Raw genomic sequence first — 20,542 nt, 5'->3', positions numbered from 1 at the left:
ATCAGGTGCAAACGCGATACCATTGGTTCCCGAGAGTGGAAGTCGCCAACGGCTTGTTGAATTCGCGAGCCGCTCGCGCGTCAGCGACCGGGTCCCACGCACTACCCGGTGCCTGACGGCCCACGGCTCGCCGTTGCGATTTCCATTTGGATTGAATCAACAAGCCGTCAACAATTTCGGAAAGCACGGCATTTTGGTCGATCGAGAGAGAATCGCCGAACGTCTTAGCGGCTTTCGCTACGCCCTCAACTTAGTTCGGTTGCTTAATCAGCTGCACGACGAGGCCGCCGCCTTTGGCAAGCGGGACTTTGAATTTTTGAGAACGATCCACTGAACTGCGATCAACTTTAAATGGTACCGCAGTGGTCCACTGTTTTCGTTTGGCCTTGATGTTCACACCGACGCTGGCGAGTTCAACCAGCTCTGCGTCTAAGTCGTCACTGACAATCACGGCTTCGTACGTACCGGACGGCAAAAACCCAAAATCGAGTGCATAGTCGCGAGCTCCGGCACCATTCAAAACACCGACGAACCAATCGTCACCGCTGCGACGGGCAATCGCCGCGACGTCACCAATCCGGCTGTCGGGAAGCACGATCGTCTGATCCCAGACCGTCGGAATGGACTGCATGACGGGAAAGGCCCGCTTCAAAATTGGGGCCTTCATCATCGCATCAGGATGCTCTGCATAGACTTGCAGCGGTGAGACAAAGGCAACCAAGGTGGCTAGCTGATGCGTCCACGTTGTCGGTCCAGGGCTGGTGTACAGAATCGGTGTGTAATCCGCATGTCCCACGACGAATCGGGTAAACGGCAACGCAGCGTTATGTGACGCAGGCAAAGGACCTTCCTTGTGCTTATTGACCTCGATCCCCCGGATGCCTTCACGTGTCAGTTCGTTAGGGTAGGTGCGTTCTTCGCCCGTGGACGCATGACAGCCGTGAAAATTGATTAACAGCTTCCGCTGGGCCGCATTCCGCAAGACCGCTATTTCAAAATCGATCTTCTCTTTTGCCTCGCTGTCCATAAAGTCGATCTTTAATCCGACCGCCCCCACGGCGGTTACCCGATCAAAGTAGTCCCGCAGCTGCCGATAGTCATTTGACGGATCATGGATTTCGTGCGAATGCACCCACAACCACACGCCGACGCCTTGGCTGCGACCATGTTCGCACAACGAGCGAACCGTTTCCCAGGGCGAGTCCCAGTCCTTCCAACCGTCGTCAACCATCGAATACTCAAAACCCATTTCGGCGGCGAGATCGATGAATGTTCGCTGCGTCTCAGGCGTATCCAGTCCCAGTGTCTCCCAGCTCCAAACACTGCGTCCAGGTAGAATGTAACCGGTGTCCGCGAAGAGCTGGGGATCGGGAGCCGGATTCAAATTGGTGATCAAGTCGCTGTTGACCAACTCGTTTAAATCGTCGGCCAGCATCGTGACTCGCCAAGGAGAAACAATCGTACCGTGGACATCAAAGCCTGCGTCGCCTTCGGTAAAGTTGGCCACCACGGTCCGATCGCCAACCGCCTTCAAACGCATGCCACTGTAGTTATAGAGCGCTGCCTTGGTGACTGCGGCATATCCGAGATTGCCCGGTAACTGAAACACCAACGGCGTGCCTTGGATTGGGCCGACGTTTGCCGGTGTTGCGGTTTCAAGTTGGTTGATATCAGTCGACATCCATTCGCCGGCGTACGACTTTAGCTTCCACCTCTTTGCCAGACGCTCGAAGTACCAGACCTTGGCCCCGTCCATCATCTTCCAGCTGGAAGTTTCGCCATCAACATGCTGAGCCGTTTTGCTGGGCCGCGCTTCCGCTGGCACGACATAGCGGTAGGCAACGCCGTCATCGTAAACCCGAAACTCGAGCGAGTATTTGCGACCACTTGCTTTGTGGTGGACTGGGAATTTAAAAACCTTGTAATGGTTCCGTGCCTGCGTGTGATTGCCGCGAGTGTCGTACGTCTCGTCGACCATGCTCGTGTTGGGGTCACCAACCATCACGCCGTTTCCGAGATCCACTCCGTCCACTGTGATGCCAAGCACCGACGGCTCGACGACCTGTTGGTTTTTGAATTGCACGCGATATCGCAGGCCACCGCTTTGAGTCACGAAAACGGAAGCCGCAACCTTCCCATTGGGGCTGGTCATGTTCTCGTCGGCATGACAATCAACCAGAGCAAAACAAGCCACGATCAGAGGAAGGGCGAATCGCTTCATATCAAGCAGGATCTAGCGTGAGTGATCGATCGTGTGAGCCGTGGGCCGTGAGGTACCGGGTAACCTGCGGGAACGGTCGAAAGTCTTGACGACTTCCGCTACGAGGAGCGGCGGACGGTCGAAAGTCTTGACGACTTCCGCTACGAGGAGCGGCGGACGAACGAAAGTCTTGACGGCTTCCGCTACGGAGGAATGTGGGGTGTCGAAAGTCTTGATGGCTTGTTGATTTGGTGAAGGTTCCTGCGGCAAGGGGTGCAGGATGGACTTGCTAGTCCGTCAATGGTGGATTCGACGGACTAGGAAGTCCATCGTACGACTAAAACAACAAGCCGCCCGCGACTTTCGCTACTATGGGGCGAGGTCGGGACGCTGCGAGTTGATCTGCTGTTTTAGGATCGCTTTTAATTGCTCGACCTTTTCTGGATATTGGGCGGCAAGATCATTGCGTTCTTCGTTGTCTTGCAGAATGTTGTAAAGCTGAAACAGCCCCTTTTTCCTGTCAGCTTCCACCAGCTTCATGCCGTCGCCGGCGATCAAGGCACAACTGCCCATTTGAGTAAAGCTGTTGTTGACGATGACATAGTCATGCGTCTGAGTCTGGGGTTCGCCTCGCAGTGTCGGCAGGTACGAGATACCGTCTTTGCCAGCCGGTTTTTCGACTCCGAGAAGATCCGCCAACGTCGCTAGGAAATCGTAGTGCGCGGTCAGTAGATCGGTTTCGCTTCCCGCGGCGACCTTGCCAGGCCAACGCACGATTAGTGGGCATTGCATGCCGCCTTGATAACCACTGCGTTTCAATCCAGCGCGTCCTCCGGCACCATCAAACACGTCACCGGCCTCGGACGTTCGCCATTTTTTATCCGTCAAATTTGTCGGTTCTCCGTTGGGCAACCGCTGTTGTTTGTATTCGGGTTTGGGGCCGTAATAAAGTTCGTGGCCATTGTCCGAGGTAAACACGACGACGGTGTTTTCATCGAGCCCCAATCGTTTCAGTTCGCTCATGATCAGCCCGACGTGATCGTCAAGCATTTTGACCATCGATGCGTACTTCTTTTCCGCAAGCGACATCGTCGGATGATCGGCAAAATCGGGGTGCAATTCGGGGATCGCTACCGGGCCGTGCGGAAGTTGGGTGGGATGATACAAGAAGAAACGTTCCTCTTGATGGTCTCGCAGATACTTCAAGATGCCTTTGATGAATACATTTTGCGAATAGGTTTCTCCGCCATAGCCGACCGGTTCATCTCCCTTTTCACTCGTCTTGCCACAATCAGCGAGGGTGTTTCCAGGCAATTCGAATCGTTCGCCATTCCGCCACAGATAGGGCGGATAGAAACCATGACATCGCTGGTGATCATAGTAGCCTTCGTAGAAATCCCAGCCGAAGCGTTTCACTTGTTCGTGCCAAGTCAGAAAGCCACGGTCGAGTTTGCCGAACTGAGCGGTTTTGTAGCCAGCCTGCTGGGCGATTTGTGCCAGGAAAACCTCGTCCTCTGCGATCGGATGTGCGTTGGATTTCAGTGCCGCTAATCGCTTCTGATATTCTTCTTCGGTGATCTTCCCAGCGTCTCGCAGGATCGGAAGCCCCGGCCGGGTTTGTGCCCAACCCCCGATGCGACCGTCGTGCATTCCGGTCAGTAGCGTCCAACGCGCCGGGGCGCAATAGACGCCGCCGTAATAATTGTTGAACTTCATTCCCTCGGCCGCCAATCGATCGATGTTCGGTGTTTCGATCACTTGTTGGCCATAACATCCGATCATGCCCGGCCCAAGATCGTCGGCGAAAATCAGGATCACGTTCGGTGAATCGGTCGATGCTGCCGGCACGTCACTCGAAAGGTTCAGCACGGAGAGCAGCACGGTCGCAACAAGGCAGATTAGTCGGTTCATCAGATCAGCGGGGTTGGTAGAGAAAAGGGACCGAAACGATTTGCAAGGATCGATTGGGCACTATATTGCAGAAAACAAAGTGTCATCATGCGATGACCTGGGTTTTCGCATTATTTCATTACCATCATGGTAGTTGATTAGACTGCCATTGTAAGCGGATCGCACAGGAACGTCGTTTTGAGCCCCGGAAGCCCTCGCCCTGAATCATCCCCACCGCAGCGGTGCGTGATCAACTCGGCCGCCTATCACAATGGGGTGCGAGTGGCCGACGTGCCGATCCCAGATCTCGGCGATGCCTGGACCCATTCGAACCGCTTCATTTGGGTCGGATTGTACGAGCCGAACGAGCAGGTGCTCTCGCATATTCAAAAGGCATTCGGGCTGCACGACTTGGCGATCGAAGATGCCCATGCTGCCCACCAACGTCCAAAGCTCGAAGTCTATGACGATTCACTGTTTGTGGTCATGCGAACCGCGCGGCTATGCGAACGGGGGGATCACCGGATCGAATTTGGTGAAACCCATGTGTTTCTCGGCCCCCGTTACATCATCACCGTGCGGCATGGTTCGTTGACGTCTCACGTGGGACTGCGGGCGCGCTGCGAATCGACGCCGAATTTGTTGGCCAAGGGCGAAGGTTTTGTGCTGCACGCGTTGATGGACTTTATTGTCGACCAGTATTTCCCAGTGGTCGATGCGTTGGAAGCCGAGCTCGAGGAACTCGAAGACCATATCTTCAGCGGACAATTTGTCCGCAGTGTGACGTCTCGGATCTACCATCTTCGGCGAGATCTGCTGGCGCTAAAACAAGCGGTCACCCCGCTCAGTGATGTGTCGGCGCACCTAACACGAATGGATTCCGATCTGATCCCTGCGGACACGCGGCCCTACTTTCAAGATGTTCACGACCACGTCAGCCGCATTGCCGAGTTGATTGACAATCTGCAACAACTTTCGCACACCGCGCTGGAAAGCAATCTCGCGTTGATCTCGGTCGCTCAGAACGATGACATGAAACGGTTAGCGGGTTGGGCGGCGATCCTTGCGGTTCCCACCATGATCGCAGGATTGTACGGGATGAACTTCAAACACATGCCTGAAACCGAATGGACGTGGGGCTATCCGTTCATCTTGTCTCTGATGATCGTGTCCTGTGTTTTGTTGTATCGATGGTTCCGACGGCTCGGTTGGTTTTAGACCTCGAATCGTATTCGACCTCGAATTAGCAGCCAAGCTTGTCGGCAAGCTCTTCGGACGCCAATCGCAATTCCGCGTCGTCGTGCAATAGCGATTCGGTTTTGCGGATCGCGTGCAGGACGGTCGAATGGTCACGACCACCAAAGTGTTCACCGATGTGAGTCACACTTTTGGACGTGACTCGGCGTGCCAACCACATCGCCAGCGATCGAGCGCGGACGATGTGTTGTTTGCGTGAACTGCTACGCAGATCCTTCGCCTTCAAACGAAAGTAGCGTGCAACGGTGTTGGTGATTTTGTTAAGCGGGATTTCCTCGTCGGGTGCCGCCGACTGGATCGCCGAGGCAATCGCTTCGCAACAAGGCGACGATTGATTCATCCGGCACCACAGATCGACTTGGCGAACCGCGGCCGACAGCGCACGAACGGGCAGCGATGGATCGAGCCCGTCGTCGAGCATCTGAATCAGCGGAGCATCGAGCTCGAGACCTAACTGCAGCGCCAACTCGGTCAACAACATCGTTCGTGTCCGACCCACCGGACAACTGATCGCGATCGTCAAACCGGGCAGTGAACGACTCACCAGCGACGGTCGCAATCCACGCACCTCGGTGGGCAGCCGGCGACACGTCAACACCGTAGGCTGTTGCAACTCACTGCGTGCTTCGATCCGCTGAGCCAATTCTTCTTGAGCGGCTGGTTTGCTGGTGATCAAGTGCAGGTCATCAATGATCAACACCGGAACATCATCGATTTCTTGTCGCAGATGCTGCAAGTCATCCGCAGCGACCGCTTCGGCAAACCGGCGAGCAAATTCGATCGCCGGAAGATGCTGCACGCCGCTGGCGTCGATGTACCCCAGCTTGTTCGCATGACGCACCGAAACGTGAAGCGCCAACGCGGTTTTGCCGGAACCGCTCGGACCGACCAACAAAATCGGGTTACCGAGTTCGAACACCGAGGTTTCTTGGCGAGCGACAAAGGCGGCTAAGCGATTCTCGGGCCCTGCGATGAAGTAGGGCAGCAGGATCGGGTTAACCGCAGATTCACGACGGCGCACCTTTAGCGGCGGACGTTCCAGCGGAAATGCGAAAACTTCGCTCTCCACGGGAGGACGCTTCAGATCGGGCTCGGCTGTCAGCGTTACAGATGACAAAACAGCAAGGTCGTGATCCCACGTCGCCGCGTCGTAGGAAGGTTAGGAATAGGAATTCGACACCTACACCGTTCTGCGTGCGGCGACGCAGAACATCCTGCAAACCAGCGGGATTATACCGAATCCAAAATGGATAACGAGGGGAAAAATCTTCAGTTTTCCACAGCCCTATTCTGCCTTAAACGCTTATAGCACCTTGAGATACGCTCAATTGCGTCGTCGATTTTTTTCTCCGTGGAAAACTTTGACACCCCGAACCTCAATGCCGATTGCACCTGTTCTGCGGGTAATCCCATCGCTAACAGCACATGGCTGGGGGGGCTGCTGCCGCTGCTGCACGCCGATCCACTGCTGCATGCGACCCCGGCCATGTCCAATGCCATCAACATCGATTGTCGATCCGCTCCCAAAAACGACAGACAGGTGGTGTTGGGAAGCCGCGGGACCAATGACCGATCGCCATGGTCGGGCAAGCTGCCGTGCACGACCAAATCGGGGTGAGCCGATCGCAAACCGTGTTCGAGACGATCACGAAGGGAGCTCATCTGGAGCTGGGATTGGGCCAACTCGCTTGTCGCCAATTGCAGTGCGGTTGCCATCCCACAAATCAGCGGCACCGGCTCGGTCCCCGGCCGGCTTTCGAGTTGCTGTTCGCCTCCATGCAGCAGAGGCCGCAGTTTGACACCGCCATCGATCCACAACCCGCCGATCCCGGTGGGGCCGTGGAATTTGTGAGCCGACAAAGTGACCGCCGAAGCACCGAGTGTGCGAAACGAGATCGGCAGCTTTCCGATCGACTGCGTCGCGTCGACATGGAACGTCACACCAAGATCGCGGCAAAACTGAGCCGCCTGTTCGATGGGCTGGACCACCCCGGTTTCGTTGTTGGCGGACATCAACGACACCAACCCGGCGGGTCGATTGCCAGCTTGGATCAAATCGGGCAGCAGATCAATTTTGGCAACCCCGGCGTGGTCGACATCCAACCAGCGGATTTCGCGTCCTCGAGCGGCCAGCTGCTCCGCGACCGCAATCACGCTGGGGTGTTCGATCCGGCTAAGCACAATCGGGGCGTCGGGATCGGCAAGTCCGGTGAGGGCGAGATTGTTCGATTCGGTCCCGCCGCTAGTGAAAATCAACCTCGGGCCGCCTGGTTGATCCAAGGGCGAATCGATCGCCGAACCGATCACGTCGATGGCTTCGTCGATTCGCAGCCGTGCGGCACGACCGACCGCATGTTGGCTCGATGCGTTGCAGGGACCGCTGCGGAGCACGTCGATCATCACATCCACGACGCGAGGATCGATCTCGGTCGTCGCATTGTTATCCAGATAGATCACTTGGCACTCAATTCGCTAACACTTGCCACCGCAGGCAAGCTGGCTTGGTTGTCTGCGGCGACGTCGGGCTGCGACAACGCCTTTAACTCGTTGGATTCCGGAAAATCCATCAATGCTTCCTTCAGCAATCCGGCGGCCAATTCGCTGCGATCGGCCGATCGCATGTCGAGGATCAAATCTCGGTACTGAAGGACAAGCAATTGGTTGATTTGCGTGGTTAACTCGGCAGCGGTTTGCTTTCGTTGGGCCAGTTCAAATAGGGGGGGCATAAGTAGATAGAGTTCGCGATCGGCCAACCGCTGGATTACCGGCCAAAATACTTTGGCGTGGGCAGGGTGATCGATACTCCATTGCCGCCAATATTCGTTACCTTGGTGCTCGAGCGACAACTGATCGACCAATAGTTGACCATCCATTGGGGTAGCGCCCGTGAAGCCTCGCGTGATGCGGACCAGATCCCAGCGTCCGGACGAGGTCGAGGGATCGACGATTAGTTTTTTCTGACGCAGGTAGATTGCGGTTTTTGGCGTCGATGCGGTGCGGCGGATCGGAGTGATCTGCAAATGAACCATCGGGATTTCATAGAACTGGAAATCTCGCATGACAAAGGTGTCGGGCGAAATTTCCCGACCACTGACGTAACCTTGGGTGCGAACAAATAGCAGGACGAACAAGGAGACGAGAATCGTGCCGATCACGATGACCCATCGTTTCAGCGAACCTCGCTGTTTTCGGAGCCTTCGTGGTTCGGAGCCGGCTGACGAAGCGGGCGATGACGTTGATGCCGTGGTAGACAAGGGAGCCTAGATGAAAGATGTTGCGGAAAAAGTGAAGAATCGAAAGGATACGAACGATTGTCAAACAGTATATGCGTTTCGTAGCGAGCGGAATTCGCCGCAATTCTTCGCAAATCGTGATTGATATCTTACCATCCTGACACGTAAAGCGATGAAACGTACCCCATCCATCTTAACGCTGCGAAGTTCGCGTGATCGAGGTCACTTGGCACTCATGTCGGTGACAAATACTCGGTTATCGCGACCCTACAGCGTGTTAGCGGGGCGGGATCCCGATCAGACGCTCGAAGACGAATCGGCCAACGATGACGAACCAGTTCGGCCTCACCCCTCGGATGATAGTGTCGAGAAGAAACGGAAACGGGCCGAAGCGGTGCTGTTTCTCTCCAAATCGCCAATTTCGCTTCGAAAACTTGCCCAATTGGCTCACTTGGCGGATGCAACTGAGGCCCGTACACTTGTCCGCGACCTCAATAGTACGTACGAAACCTATGGACGAGCGTTCCGAGTGGAACTGATTGCGGGTGGTTATCGTCTGATGACCCGAGCGGCACTTTCCCCTTGGTTAACTCGACTTGGACATTTGCCTTTAGCCATGCGGCTGTCGACGCCGATGATGGAAACGCTTGCGGTCGTCGCCTACCGTCAACCGGTTTCACGAGCGGACATCGAAGCGATTCGCGGTGTGGCTTGCGGCGATTTGTTGCGACAGTTGATGGAAAAGGACTTAGTACGCATAGCAGGCCGTAGCGAAGAATTAGGCCGACCGTATCTTTACGGAACCACCAAACGTTTCTTACAACTTTTCGGATTAGCAAACACTGACAGCTTGCCTCCGATCCAGTGGCAAATTCTACAAGACGCCCAACCCGATCCCGCTGCTGAAAACGAAGCCCAAGAAACCCTCGATTCAACCTCCCTAGATCCGTCCCCTAACGATAATTTTTCATCCACGAAGGAGTCTGTCGTGAGCACCGCCGTAGCATCGGTTCTCTCCGAAGCCGATTCAGAAGTTCTGGTCGCCCTCGGTCCCGCTGAAAACTCGTTTGATCCCAATCCAGAAATCGTCGACGACCCGCAGTCGATCATCGAGGACGAAGAAGACGAATTGTATGGCGACGACGATGACGAGGATGACGACGACGTCGATGACGATTGGGACGAGGACGATGATGACCTCGACGAAGACGACGACGATCTCGACGACGATGATGATGATCTTGATGAAGACGACCTCGACGAAGACGAGGACGACGTCGACGATGAAAACGCCGACTGGGAAGAAGTCGACGACGACGAAGAAGACGAGGACTGGGACGAGGACGACGATGATGACGACGACTGGGACGATGAAGATGACGACGACGAGGATTGGACCTAGTCGCCGTTCTCGACCACTCGCAGCGTTTTTCAGTCGCGATAGTTGCTGTCGCTGAGCGACAATTTTCGCTCACCTCGGCCTCGAGTCCGAGGAATTTCTCAAGCGAGCGTCCGGCTTAGAAAAATCCTAATCCGACGCGTTAGCGAGGGAATCTTTATCTTGACTCGGTCCCTCGCTCACGCGTTTTGAAGCTGCGGGTTTGTATTTAGGGGCAAAGCCCCGGACGTTTACCTAGCCCAGCCCAACGGGCTGGGACCAAGAAAACCAATGAATTGTAGGGCCAACGGTCCGGCCGTTTACTGGGACTTAATGAGGGCGGCAAGCAAATGGCCGGGCCTTTGGCCCTTAGGTTTCTTTGCATCGAAAACCTGGCCCGTTGGGCCAGGCTAGGCAAATTGCTGGGCCTTTGGCCCGAAGAACGTCTAAAATCGCAACTTCAAAACTCATTCGCTGAGTAATGATGATGATTGCTCGCGGTTACTCGTCACCTAAATTGAACAGGTGACGCAGTGCTTCGAGCAGCCCGCGTTGGTGCCCTTCGGCGGCGTCATCGCGGACCGACGACAGCGGCGGATGGAGCAATTTGTTGGTCAAGCGATCGAACGATTTGTCGATCTCTTGAATCACCGAAGCGTCGACGTTTAACTGCTCGAGCTTGTTCTTTAACCGCTTCAGCTCTTCCTGTTTGATACCTGCGGCGTTTTCACGCAGACGGCGAATCACCGGCCCCGTCGACCGATGGTTGACCGCCAGAATTAATCGTTCGGTTTCGTCTGCGATGATTTGCTGAGCCTTGGGATACTCTTTCTCTCGCTCACGTCGATTGCGTTCGCAGGCCGCTTTCAAATCATCGATCTGGTACAGATAAACGTTTGGAAAATCTCCTAAGGCGGGATCGAAATCGCGAGGCACGGCCAAGTCCAAGATCAACAACACCCGGCCTTGTCGCTTGCTGCGGATCGATTCGAACATCGTTCGGTCGACGATTGGATCAGCAGCACTGGTGGTGCCGATCAACAAATCGGCTTCGATCAGTTTCTCGGTCAACGATTCCCAGGGCGCGGTTTTGGCGCCGAACCGGCTGGCTAATTCCTTGGCTCGCTGCGAGCTGCGATTGATGATCGTGATCTTGGTCGCGCCGGCTTGGATCAGATAAGGCAACGTTTCTTCGCCCATCTCTCCGGCGCCGCAAACGACGATCTGTTTGTCCTGCAGCGAATCAAAGACCTCCGGAACCACTTCACCCACCGCCACGCTCGGCACGCTGACGCGGCGACGATGAATCGACGTCTCTTGTTGAACTCGTTTTGCCGTTCGGTTGGCGGCTTGAAAAACCGCATGCGTTAGCGGCCCCGCCGATCCACTGTTGCATGCCAAGTCGTAGGCCTGTTTGACTTGCGACAAAATCTGAGCCTCTCCCAACACCATGCTGTCGAGACTTGCCGCAACGGTAAACAGATGCTCGACCGCTTCGGGACCAGTCCGGTAGATCATGTGATGGATGACTTCGTCGGCCGACAAATGGTGTTGCCCCGCCAAGAAATCGGCGACGGCATCGCGATCCAAACCGAGCGAATCATCGTTGGTCGATGCGTACAGCTCGACACGGTTACACGTGCTTAGCAGCACCACCTCGGCGGCCGGAAAACGCTTGCGAAAATCGCGTAGCGCTGTGCCCACCTGGTCGGCGGTAAAGGAAATTCGCTCGCGAAATTCGACGGCAGCATCATGATGGCTGCAACCAATCATTTGTAATTTCATGATCGCTGCCCCTCAGGACGCTGCCCCTTTGGACTCGGCAATTGCCCCATCGAACTCGGCAGTTGGGCGGTCATCACGATCGCATCACGCTGTTCTGCCTCGGACGTTCTTGCCTCGGGCGTTTTTGCATCAGGCGTCTCGCCGCTGCCGTGAGATGACGTCAGCACCCCAAAGAAGGCGAGCACCAAAAAGCCAAGGCTGGCCAAGGTTAGATAGATCGCCTTGCGACCTTGGCTCGCCGGGGCATAGAAAAACTCGACACACGTAGCCACGATCAACCATAACAGTAGTAGAAAACTCAGCAGGGTCCCTCCCTCGGTCCATCCGACGTGTCCCCAACGATTCAAATTCATGACCACGCCGGCCACCACGCCAATCGCAACCGCGGTCGTGCTGACAATCAAACAGCGGCGGTTCAATCGGGCCAGCGTTTCGAGCGTCGGCAATCGCAACGTCGAACCAGCTCGTTTTCGCTTCAGCCGCGATGATTGAGCCAAGTACATCACGCCGGCCAGAAACCCAATCAGGACGGCACCGGCACCGGTGGCCATCGCAAATGCGTGAACGCTCAACCAAACCTCGGCCGCCTCGCTACGCGAAAATGGAGCCATCGGCCGAACCGCCACCGACAATCCGATCAAACCAAGGATCACCGGCAAAAAGTAAAAACTGATGATCGTATCGGGACGCCGCAAATAGAAAATCAAAAAGCATATGGCCATCCCAAGCGCCAATAACAAGGACCATTCCGACCAGCTTGCCATCAGCCCACGGTCCCCTCGACCGACCACATCCATCGTTCGCAGCACCAAGTAAGTGGTGTGCGCGAACAGCCCCAGCGACATCATCACGATGACGAGCAGGCCGCGGCCAGGTATCTTGCCTAGCAGACGGAGTAGTTCCAAGACGAGCACAACGATGTAGCTCGCAAAGAAACAAGTCACGGTAATCTTGCTAAGAATAGCGAGCATCGTGGAGGTTTTTGGGGCTTGGGGGACTGTGACGCTCGACGGGGGACACCGCGGCCGGCCACAGCGACGGGCTACTGCAACGGCCGCAACAAACAGGGGGGGACCCACAACCGCAGACTGTGCTGCGTCACAGCGGAATTTACAACGCTTTTCCAGCAACCATCCTACACACTTGCCAAAATTTGTCAGCTTGGCATCACCTTGAAGCTACGAAACCACGATGCACGATACCCATCACAATCGCTACGCTCGCCAAATCCAATATGCGCCGATCGGTGCGGACGGCCAATCGCGGATCGAACAATCGGCGGTCACCATTCTCGGCTGTGGAGCGCTTGGCAGCGTGGCTGCAGAGATCTTGGCCCGCGCCGGGGTGGGACGATTGCGATTGATCGATCGCGATTTGGTGGAATGGACCAACCTGCAGCGGCAAGCACTGTTTGACGAGAACGATGCGGCAAATGGCCGCGCCAAAGTGCAGGCGGCAAGCGAGCGGATCGCTCAAATCAACCGCTCGATCCAAATCGAACCGCTTGTGATCGACGTCACCGCTGCCAATATCACCGACGTGCTCGAAGGGTCCGATTTGGTGATCGATGCTGCCGACAACTTTGCGATCCGCTTCCTGCTGAACGATTGGTCACTGAAACACAAAACCGCTTGGGTGCATGGCGGATGCATTGGAGCGAGCGGCCAAGTTTGTTTGTTCGATGGTTTGGGATCCCCCTGTTTCCGCTGTCTGATCCCTGAACCGCCGCCAGCCGCATCGGTGCCCACCTGCGACACCGCCGGAGTGCTCGGTGCGGCGACGCACATGATCGCCAGTTTGCAGTGCCTCGAAGCAATCAAATGGTTGTCGGGGAACCGTGATGCAGTGCACGCCGAGGTGTGGTCGTTTGACCTGTGGCGAAACCGGTTCCGAGCCCTGCAACTCGATCCCGGTTTAAGTGAATCATGTCGCGGTTGTGCCCAGCACCAATACGATTACCTGGACGCCGATCATGATCGGTCGGGCGCGGTCATGGAGATTTGTGGACGCGACGCGGTGCAGATCACGCCAGCGACATCGGCCAAGATCGCACTGAAACAGGTCGCCCAGCGATGGCAGGGACAAGGCGACGTCCAGTCGAATCCGTTTTTCGTTCGCTTGACGATCCCAGCTCAAGCGAATCAAGCCGAACTCAGGCTGACGCTGTTCGCTGATGGCCGCGCCGTGATCGATGGTACCGAAGACGCCAGCCGAGCGCGAACGCTGTACGATCGCTTCGTCGGCGGTTGATAAGTCGCGTCGTCCCCCGTAGCGGAAGTCGCGGGCGGCTTGTTGTTTTAGTCGTACGATGGACTTCCTAGTCCCTCGAATGCGCCATTGACGGACTAGAAAGTCTATCCTACACCCTTTGCCGCAAGAACCTTCACTAAATCAACAAGCCGTTGACGAGTTTCGCTACGTCAACGCCAGTCGAAACTCTTGACGAGTTCCGCTACGTCAACGCCGGCAGAAACTCTTGACGAGTTCCGCTACGTCGACGCCGGCGGAAACTCTTCGCGAGTTTGGTTACGTCAACGCCGACCGCAACTCCTTGCGAGTTTCGCTACGATGGTGAAGCGACGAAAAAAGGGCAGAAGCTTTCACTTCTGCCCTTTGATCTCGATGCTCACGAATTCTTAGCAATGACTAGGAATCGTTGCCTTCGGATTTTTCGCTGTCACCTTTGTCTTCGCCAACTCCGGCGCTGACCGTTTCGCTTTGCTCAGGCAATCCGCGTTTCTCGCCTTTGAAATCGAGACGAGTCACTTTGCCGTCGCTGTCCTTGAACGCGTCGATCACGATCGTGTCCTTGCCTTCGAAGGTGCCTTGCAGCAGCTCTTCGCTGAGCGGATCTTCGATACGTTGTTCGATCGCTCGGCGGAGCGGACGTGCACCGTAATCGAGGTTGCTGCCCTTCTTGACCAGGAACTCTTTCGCTTCGTCGGTCAATACGATCGCCAAGCCGCGTTCGAGCAAGCGTTCGCGAACCTTGGACAATTCGTAATCGATCACCGATTTGAGGTCTTCCTTGGTCAAGTGGCGGAAGATGATCGTGTCGTCCAACCGGTTCAAGAACTCGGGTCGGAAAACGCGTTCGATCTGATCCATCACTCGGCTCTTCATCGAATCGTAACTGGCGTCTCCGTCCGGTTTTTGGAAACCAAACGATGACTCGTTCTTGATCGCTTCGGCACCCGCGTTGGTGGTCATGATCAGGATCGTGTTACGGAAGTCGATGTTACGACCGAACGAGTCGGTCAGACGACCTTCTTCCATCACCTGCAACATCATGTTGAACACGTCAGGGTGAGCCTTTTCGATTTCGTCGAACAAGACCACTGCGTACGGACGACGACGAATTTTTTCGGTCAATTGACCGCCTTCTTCGTAGCCGACAAATCCCGGAGGGGCACCAATCAAACGGCTGACGTTGTGCTTTTCCATGTACTCGCTCATGTCGATGTGCACGAGCGCTTCGGCGTCACCGAACATGTATTCGGCCAATGCCTTGGCAAGCAACGTTTTACCAACCCCGGTCGGACCAGCGAAAATGAACGATCCGGTCGGACGCCGTGGATCTTTCAAACCGCTGCGGCTACGTCGTACCGCCTTGGCTACCGCGGTAACGGCTTGCTCTTGGCTAACAACTCGCTTGTGCAGTTCTTCTTCCATCTTCATCAGCCGCAGACTGTCTTCGGTCGACAAACGTGTCAACGGAATACCCGTCATCTTGCTGACCACTTCGGCGATCACTTCCTCGTCGACAACACCGTCGGTCTGCTGACTCTTTTGACGCCATTCGGCAGTGATCTGGTCTTTCTTCTTACGAAGTTTTTCAGCCTGATCACGCAGATTGGCGGCTTTTTCGAAGTCTTGGTTCGCGACCGCGTCCTCTTTTTCCTTGTTCAGCTTTTCGACTTCTTCGTCGATTTCCTTCAAATCCGGTGGACGAGTCATCGTGCGAAGTCGGACCCGAGCCCCTGCTTCATCGATCACGTCGATTGCCTTGTCGGGCAAGCAGCGTGCGGTGATGTAGCGTTCGCTCATCTCAACGGCGGCAACGATCGCGTCGTCGGTGAATTGAACACGGTGATGTTCTTCGTAACGTTCGCGGAGTCCTTTTAGGATCGCGATCGTTTCGGTCTTGCCCGTTGGCTCGACGATGATTTCTTGGAAACGTCGTGCGAGTGCATTGTCCTTTTCGATGTACTTGCGGTACTCGTCCAAGGTCGTCGCACCGATGCACTGGATTTCACCCCGAGCGAGTGCGGGCTTCAAAACGTTGGCAGCATCGATTGCACCTTCCGCACCCCCGGCTCCCACCAAGGTGTGCAGTTCGTCGATGAACAGGATCGTGTTCTTGACGCGGCGAACTTCGGTCATGACCGCCTTGATTCGCTCTTCGAATTGACCGCGGTATTTTGTTCCCGCGACCATCATCGCCAAGTCCAAAACCACGATTCGCTTCTCGGCCAAAATCTCAGGCACTTCGCCTTCGATCACCTTCTGGGCAAAGCCTTCGATGATCGCGGTCTTACCAACGCCTGCTTCACCCAACAGCACGGGGTTGTTCTTGGTACGGCGGCAAAGGATTTGGATCGCACGTTCGATTTCTCGTTCACGTCCGATCACCGGATCCAATTCGCCCTTCTTGGCCAACTCGGTCAAATCGCGACCAAAGCTGTCCAATGCCGGCGTCTTGCTCTTGCTGCTTTTGCCGGATGATCCGCCGCTGCTTTCGCCATCGCCGCTGCGGCCACCACGTTCGCCAACCTCGGCACCTTCGAGCCCGTGGCCCAAAAGATTCAAGACCTCTTCGCGAACGTCTTCGAGCTTCAGTCCCAAGTTCATCAGAACCTGAGCGGCAACGCCTTCTTGCTCACGCAGCAGTCCCAGCAAAATGTGCTCGGTCCCGACGTAGCTGTGGTTCAAATTGCGTGCTTCTTCCATCGAGTACTCGATGACTTTCTTGGCACGCGGCGTCTGTGGCAACTTGCCGACGGTGACCATCTCAGGACCGCTTTGGACAAGTTTTTCGACTTCGAGTCGGATTTTTCGCAAATCGACTTCGAGGTTCTTTAGCACATTGGCGGCAACACCACTGCCCTCTTTGACCAAGCCCAACAAAATGTGCTCGGTGCCGATGTATTCGTGGTTAAACCGCTGTGCTTCCTGATTAGCCAATTGCATGACTTTTCGGGCGCGGTCGGTAAAGCGTTCGTACATATCTATTATCTCGTTTACCCAGGCTGTCAAACTGGCGATACATTTCGCAATGAGTCAGTTAAGCAAACCGTACGCCACTTTCGCACTTGATGGCAATGGCGGTCTGACTCGCAATGACGATTACGGAATGATCTTCAGTCAAACGCAATGACTTTTGACTCTATGTCTGATTCTATCGGTTAGGTCAAAGGCCGGGGATAGGAGCTTGACGTAGGAAACCAGAAAAGAAGGCGATCGCGTGCAATTTGTCTTAAAAAACGCGACGAAGTTTTCTTGCAGAACTTCACGCGGTTCCTGACTCGCAGCGGGATCGACAGAGCTAGAAAGCTAGCATTACGCAGCGGTAGCCCGGTCTGCTGTCATATCGGCAGCGTTTTCAGAGGGGGCGGCTTCGTCGGTGGCGGGATTTTCTCGCGCGTCACTCTTCGTTTTTTTCTTCGCTTCCGCCTCCGCAGCCATCGCACGGCGGATGCGTTTTCGCTCCGTTTCCACTTCGACCCACCACGGATCGGCCACCTCGAGACGGCTGATTTCGTTAATCAGAACGGTGGCGTGGTCCAATTGATCCAAATGACGATATACCGAGCACAACATCAGTAGCGCCGGGGGGTCACGTGGCTCGATCGCCAGGACCGAAGTCAGCAGTTGCTCAGCCGCTTCCCAATCGCCACGCAAAAAGGCCGCATGGGCTTCGCGAAAACGATCAGGCTCTTCACTGACTTTGCGAGGATGAATCAATTCGGGCAGTTCTCGCAGTCCCCGGACCACGTAGAACCCCCACACCGTGACGCCCACCAACGTGGCCATCCAGAACAATCCGCCCGAGATCCAGCCGGGATAGACCCAGCCAAAAACCAGAAAACTATTCAGCGCTAGGCAAAATGCAATCGCCAGCGGTAACGAAGCCATCCGGCCACGCCACCACAACTCTGGCAATCCTGGCCAAAGACACGATAAATAGTAACTCGCGCTCATAACCTCGCTTGTACTGTTTTTGAGCCAGCCAAAGCAAGCACAATTGCCAAATTACCTAAATTCACATCTGGTATCCGATGTAGTGGATCTTGCTAAAGATCCTTCATCGACAAAGGGTAGCTACCGTCGCCAGACGGTGGGCAGTACACGGTGTCGCTACCTAGACGTCACCGTACTGCCAGACCGATTTGTAGGCGTCGGCGTCTTCGAAATACTTTAGCAGCGAGGCGTAAAAATCGTGACTCGCCAGCGTGGCGCTGTCACCCACCATGATCATTTTGCGACGCGCTCGCGTCAGCGCGACGTTGGTCCGCCGGGTATCACTCAAAAATCCGATCTCAGCTCGATCGTTGCTGCGGACCATCGTCAACAGTACCACCTCTTTCTCGCGACCTTGAAAACCGTCGACGGTATCGATTTCGAGTTCGGGCAACTCTAAACGCGAACGCAACAGTCGCACCTGAGCCGCGTAGGGAGCGATCACGGCGATCTGCTCGGGCTGGACTCCGGCTTCAAGAAACTCATGAATCAAACGAACGATCAAATTAGCTTCTTTCGGATTCAACTTGCTCTGCCCATCGGGTTCGAGCGCTTCGTCAAACTCGGCTCCGGCGGTGTCGATGAACTCGATCGGCTGGGTGGTCAATTCGCTTTCAACCACCTCGGGCAAATCGCTGAGCTGGTGCGAACGAACCGAAGCATCAGCGATCAAGGTGCCCTCATAAAATTCTTCGGACGAAAAATTCATGATCGTTTCGTTCATCCGGTACTGGACCACCAAGCGGCGGAACACCGATTCGCCTTCGCGTTCGACGAGCAACTGCATCAACGATTCCTTCATTCCTTCGCGCGATGCTTCGTCGCTAAGCACCGTGGGCGGCAATTGGCAATGGTCGCCAGCCAAAACCAAACGCTCCGCTCGCAGCACGGCTTGCCACACGCTGGGTTGGGTGCATTGGCATGCTTCGTCGATCACGACCAAGTCAAAATTTTGGTCGTACAACAATTCATCATCGATCGTGGTGGTTGTGCATACGACGTCCGACGAATCGATCACGCTACGGATAACGCTGCGTTCAAGTGAACGGATTTGGCCGCGTAATTGTCCCGCTTCGGCATACAATTCCCCTTTCCGCCGATAACCTTCGCGGCCTCGTGGTTTCTTTGCTGCCGCCCGCATCAAATGCTCGAGCTCACGACGCATATCGCGAACGATTTCGGTCGAGGGATCGGCATCCACCAGTTCATCGAGCGTATGCCCTCGAAGCGATTCAAACACTCGCGCCGGATGACCGACTCGCAACACGTTGGGCATGATCGCCACCAAGCGTTCGAGAAGATTATCGACTGCGGTGTTGCTCGGCGCACACGCCAACACACGTTCGCCGCGTGCGACGGCTTGATAGATGACCTCAGCGATCGTCGTCGTTTTTCCGGTCCCCGGAGGCCCATGCAAAATCGCGACGTCTTGAGCCGACAACGCAAAACGAACCGCGTCTTGTTGAGGCGGATTCAAATCGGTCAGAAATTGGACATCAGGCAAATCCGCAAACCGAATCGGGCGAAACCCCAACAGCGCGTCCCGCAGACGGCCGGTCCGAGCGGTCGCGACTTGCGCCTTGGCCATTGCCGCTAATTGGCGTCGACGTGTGGTTTCATCAGGCGACAGATCGATGCGAAACGTCGACCCGGATGGCCACTGCTCGGTCGCCACCTGGATCGTGTTGTGTTTGCGGCGGCTGACGACTCCCGCGATGCCCTCATCGGACGCATCGGACCAGTCCGAGACGACAACGGGGGAACCGACTTTTAAGCGGTTCATTGGTAATGGGTTGCCGTGCGGTTTGACGAAATCCAGCAACAATCGGCCCGCCAGCCCCGTTTTGTGATCGGACATCTGTAGCGAAACGAGGGTTTCCCCGGTACTTTCCACGTCTCGTTGTGACCGCATTTGCCGACGCACCGCCATTCGGGCGCGTTCGGCTTCGCCTTCCAACGCAAGCCAGTGCTCCAAAACGCCGAAATAGTCTTCGGGGGTCATGCAATCCCTCACCCCTTTTAATCCGCCACCAAACGTGCCGGACCCTGAAACCGCAGGACGTGAGGATCCGCGACGCGGACGAGATTGGCCAGAACGAGACGACATCACAGAGAGCTCAAAAATGAAAAAGGTCCGGGAAAGTTTCTGCTCATGTTAATCGGTTTCACAATTTGGACACTGGTAGCAAGTTTGATCACCGCGATTCTGTACGCCTGGGACAAGCGTGCCGCGCGGCTGGATCAACGTCGGATTCCTGAACGAACGCTGCTGGGGTGGTCGCTCGTCGGTGGATGGCCGGGGGGTTGGATCGCTGGCCGTTGGCTGCGGCACAAAACCTACAAGCGATCTTATCGAATCCAATTTGCGATGGCCGCCACCCTGAATCTGCTCGGGATCGCTGCGGTGGTTTATGCAAGCTTTAACTAAGGACCGTCAGAACCTCAAGTGACGGTCCTCACTGGTAGCGGAAGTCGTCAAGACTTTCGTGAATCCCGGCACCGGTCGAAACTCTTGACGAGTTCCGCTACGGCAGCAATCCGACTTAGCTAAGTTCACAA

General features: G+C 55.6%; 14 protein-coding genes. 4 read left to right on the top strand and 10 right to left on the bottom strand.

Annotated features, from left to right (window positions below):
* Window positions 1–250: 250 nt before the first annotated feature.
* Complete coding sequence (locus tag ABEA92_RS13705; RefSeq protein ID WP_345684397.1) at window positions 251–2,221, bottom strand: glycoside hydrolase family 97 protein; 1,971 nt, start codon at window positions 2,219–2,221, stop codon at window positions 251–253.
* 348 nt (window positions 2,222–2,569) lie between these two features.
* Window positions 2,570–4,111 (bottom strand): arylsulfatase, encoded by a 1,542-nt coding sequence (locus tag ABEA92_RS13700; RefSeq protein ID WP_345684396.1) that lies wholly within the window; start codon window positions 4,109–4,111, stop codon window positions 2,570–2,572.
* A gap of 177 nt (window positions 4,112–4,288) precedes the next feature.
* Between ABEA92_RS13700 and corA the strand changes: the two genes are divergently transcribed.
* Window positions 4,289–5,308, top strand: a complete 1,020-nt coding sequence (corA, locus tag ABEA92_RS13695) for a magnesium/cobalt transporter CorA (RefSeq protein ID WP_345684395.1) — start codon at window positions 4,289–4,291, stop codon at window positions 5,306–5,308.
* Between the two features lie 25 nt (window positions 5,309–5,333).
* Here the strand turns inward: corA and ABEA92_RS13690 are convergent, their stop codons facing one another.
* The 3 genes from ABEA92_RS13690 to ABEA92_RS13680 form a co-directional block, all read right to left on the bottom strand.
* Window positions 5,334–6,464, bottom strand: coding sequence for a helix-turn-helix domain-containing protein (locus ABEA92_RS13690; RefSeq protein WP_345684394.1), 1,131 nt, complete (start codon window positions 6,462–6,464; stop codon window positions 5,334–5,336).
* Between the two features lie 152 nt (window positions 6,465–6,616).
* Window positions 6,617–7,804, bottom strand: coding sequence for a cysteine desulfurase family protein (locus ABEA92_RS13685; protein ID WP_345684393.1), 1,188 nt, complete (start codon window positions 7,802–7,804; stop codon window positions 6,617–6,619).
* A complete protein-coding gene (locus ABEA92_RS13680) occupies window positions 7,801–8,502 on the bottom strand; it encodes a hypothetical protein (RefSeq protein WP_345684392.1) in 702 nt (233 codons plus the stop codon). Before ABEA92_RS13680 ends, ABEA92_RS13685 begins: the two co-directional genes overlap by 4 nt.
* A 250-nt stretch (window positions 8,503–8,752) precedes the next feature.
* Here ABEA92_RS13680 and scpB point away from each other — a divergent pair, with 250 nt between their 5' ends.
* A complete protein-coding gene (gene scpB / locus ABEA92_RS13675; protein WP_345684391.1) occupies window positions 8,753–9,982 on the top strand; it encodes an SMC-Scp complex subunit ScpB in 1,230 nt (409 codons plus the stop codon).
* 477 nt (window positions 9,983–10,459) lie between these two features.
* Here scpB and hemA read toward each other — a convergent pair whose 3' ends face one another.
* Window positions 10,460–11,743, bottom strand: a complete 1,284-nt coding sequence (gene hemA, locus ABEA92_RS13670; RefSeq protein ID WP_345684390.1) for a glutamyl-tRNA reductase — start codon at window positions 11,741–11,743, stop codon at window positions 10,460–10,462.
* Window positions 11,740–12,714 carry a cytochrome c biogenesis protein CcsA gene (gene ccsA / locus ABEA92_RS13665; RefSeq protein ID WP_345684389.1) on the bottom strand — a complete coding sequence of 325 codons (975 nt, stop codon included), beginning with the start codon at window positions 12,712–12,714 and terminating at the stop codon, window positions 11,740–11,742. The genes hemA and ccsA overlap by 4 nt, the downstream gene beginning before the upstream one ends.
* Before the next feature lie 220 nt (window positions 12,715–12,934).
* Here ccsA and ABEA92_RS13660 point away from each other — a divergent pair, with 220 nt between their 5' ends.
* Window positions 12,935–13,993 (top strand): ThiF family adenylyltransferase, encoded by a 1,059-nt coding sequence (locus tag ABEA92_RS13660; RefSeq protein WP_345684388.1) that lies wholly within the window; start codon window positions 12,935–12,937, stop codon window positions 13,991–13,993.
* Between the two features lie 396 nt (window positions 13,994–14,389).
* Here ABEA92_RS13660 and ABEA92_RS13655 read toward each other — a convergent pair whose 3' ends face one another.
* From ABEA92_RS13655 to ABEA92_RS13645, 3 genes are all read right to left on the bottom strand, one after another.
* A complete protein-coding gene (locus ABEA92_RS13655; protein ID WP_345684387.1) occupies window positions 14,390–16,969 on the bottom strand; it encodes an ATP-dependent Clp protease ATP-binding subunit in 2,580 nt (859 codons plus the stop codon).
* Between the two features lie 333 nt (window positions 16,970–17,302).
* Complete coding sequence (locus tag ABEA92_RS13650) at window positions 17,303–17,944, bottom strand: tetratricopeptide repeat protein (RefSeq protein WP_345684386.1); 642 nt, start codon at window positions 17,942–17,944, stop codon at window positions 17,303–17,305.
* A 160-nt stretch (window positions 17,945–18,104) separates the two neighbouring features.
* Window positions 18,105–20,090, bottom strand: a complete 1,986-nt coding sequence (locus ABEA92_RS13645) for an AAA domain-containing protein (protein WP_345684385.1) — start codon at window positions 20,088–20,090, stop codon at window positions 18,105–18,107.
* A 45-nt stretch (window positions 20,091–20,135) separates the two neighbouring features.
* Between ABEA92_RS13645 and ABEA92_RS13640 the strand changes: the two genes are divergently transcribed.
* Window positions 20,136–20,411 (top strand): DUF1294 domain-containing protein, encoded by a 276-nt coding sequence (locus tag ABEA92_RS13640; protein ID WP_345684384.1) that lies wholly within the window; start codon window positions 20,136–20,138, stop codon window positions 20,409–20,411.
* Window positions 20,412–20,542 lie beyond the last annotated feature (131 nt).

The sequence above is a fragment of the Novipirellula caenicola genome (assembly GCF_039545035.1).
GTDB lineage: Bacteria > Planctomycetota > Planctomycetia > Pirellulales > Pirellulaceae > Novipirellula > Novipirellula caenicola.
This window is presented reverse-complemented; position numbering and strand designations above follow the sequence as displayed.

Coding starts and splice junctions, on each gene's coding strand:
- ABEA92_RS13645 (WP_345684385.1), bottom strand. CDS start 20,090: ATGTCGTCTCGTTCTGGCCAATCTCGTCCGCGTCGCGGATCCTCACGT.
- ABEA92_RS13640 (WP_345684384.1), top strand. CDS start 20,136: ATGTTAATCGGTTTCACAATTTGGACACTGGTAGCAAGTTTGATCACC.
- ABEA92_RS13655 (WP_345684387.1), bottom strand. CDS start 16,969: ATGTACGAACGCTTTACCGACCGCGCCCGAAAAGTCATGCAATTGGCT.
- ccsA (WP_345684389.1), bottom strand. CDS start 12,714: ATGCTCGCTATTCTTAGCAAGATTACCGTGACTTGTTTCTTTGCGAGC.
- scpB (WP_345684391.1), top strand. CDS start 8,753: ATGAAACGTACCCCATCCATCTTAACGCTGCGAAGTTCGCGTGATCGA.
- ABEA92_RS13700 (WP_345684396.1), bottom strand. CDS start 4,111: ATGAACCGACTAATCTGCCTTGTTGCGACCGTGCTGCTCTCCGTGCTG.
- ABEA92_RS13650 (WP_345684386.1), bottom strand. CDS start 17,944: ATGAGCGCGAGTTACTATTTATCGTGTCTTTGGCCAGGATTGCCAGAG.
- hemA (WP_345684390.1), bottom strand. CDS start 11,743: ATGAAATTACAAATGATTGGTTGCAGCCATCATGATGCTGCCGTCGAA.
- ABEA92_RS13705 (WP_345684397.1), bottom strand. CDS start 2,221: ATGAAGCGATTCGCCCTTCCTCTGATCGTGGCTTGTTTTGCTCTGGTT.
- ABEA92_RS13660 (WP_345684388.1), top strand. CDS start 12,935: ATGCACGATACCCATCACAATCGCTACGCTCGCCAAATCCAATATGCG.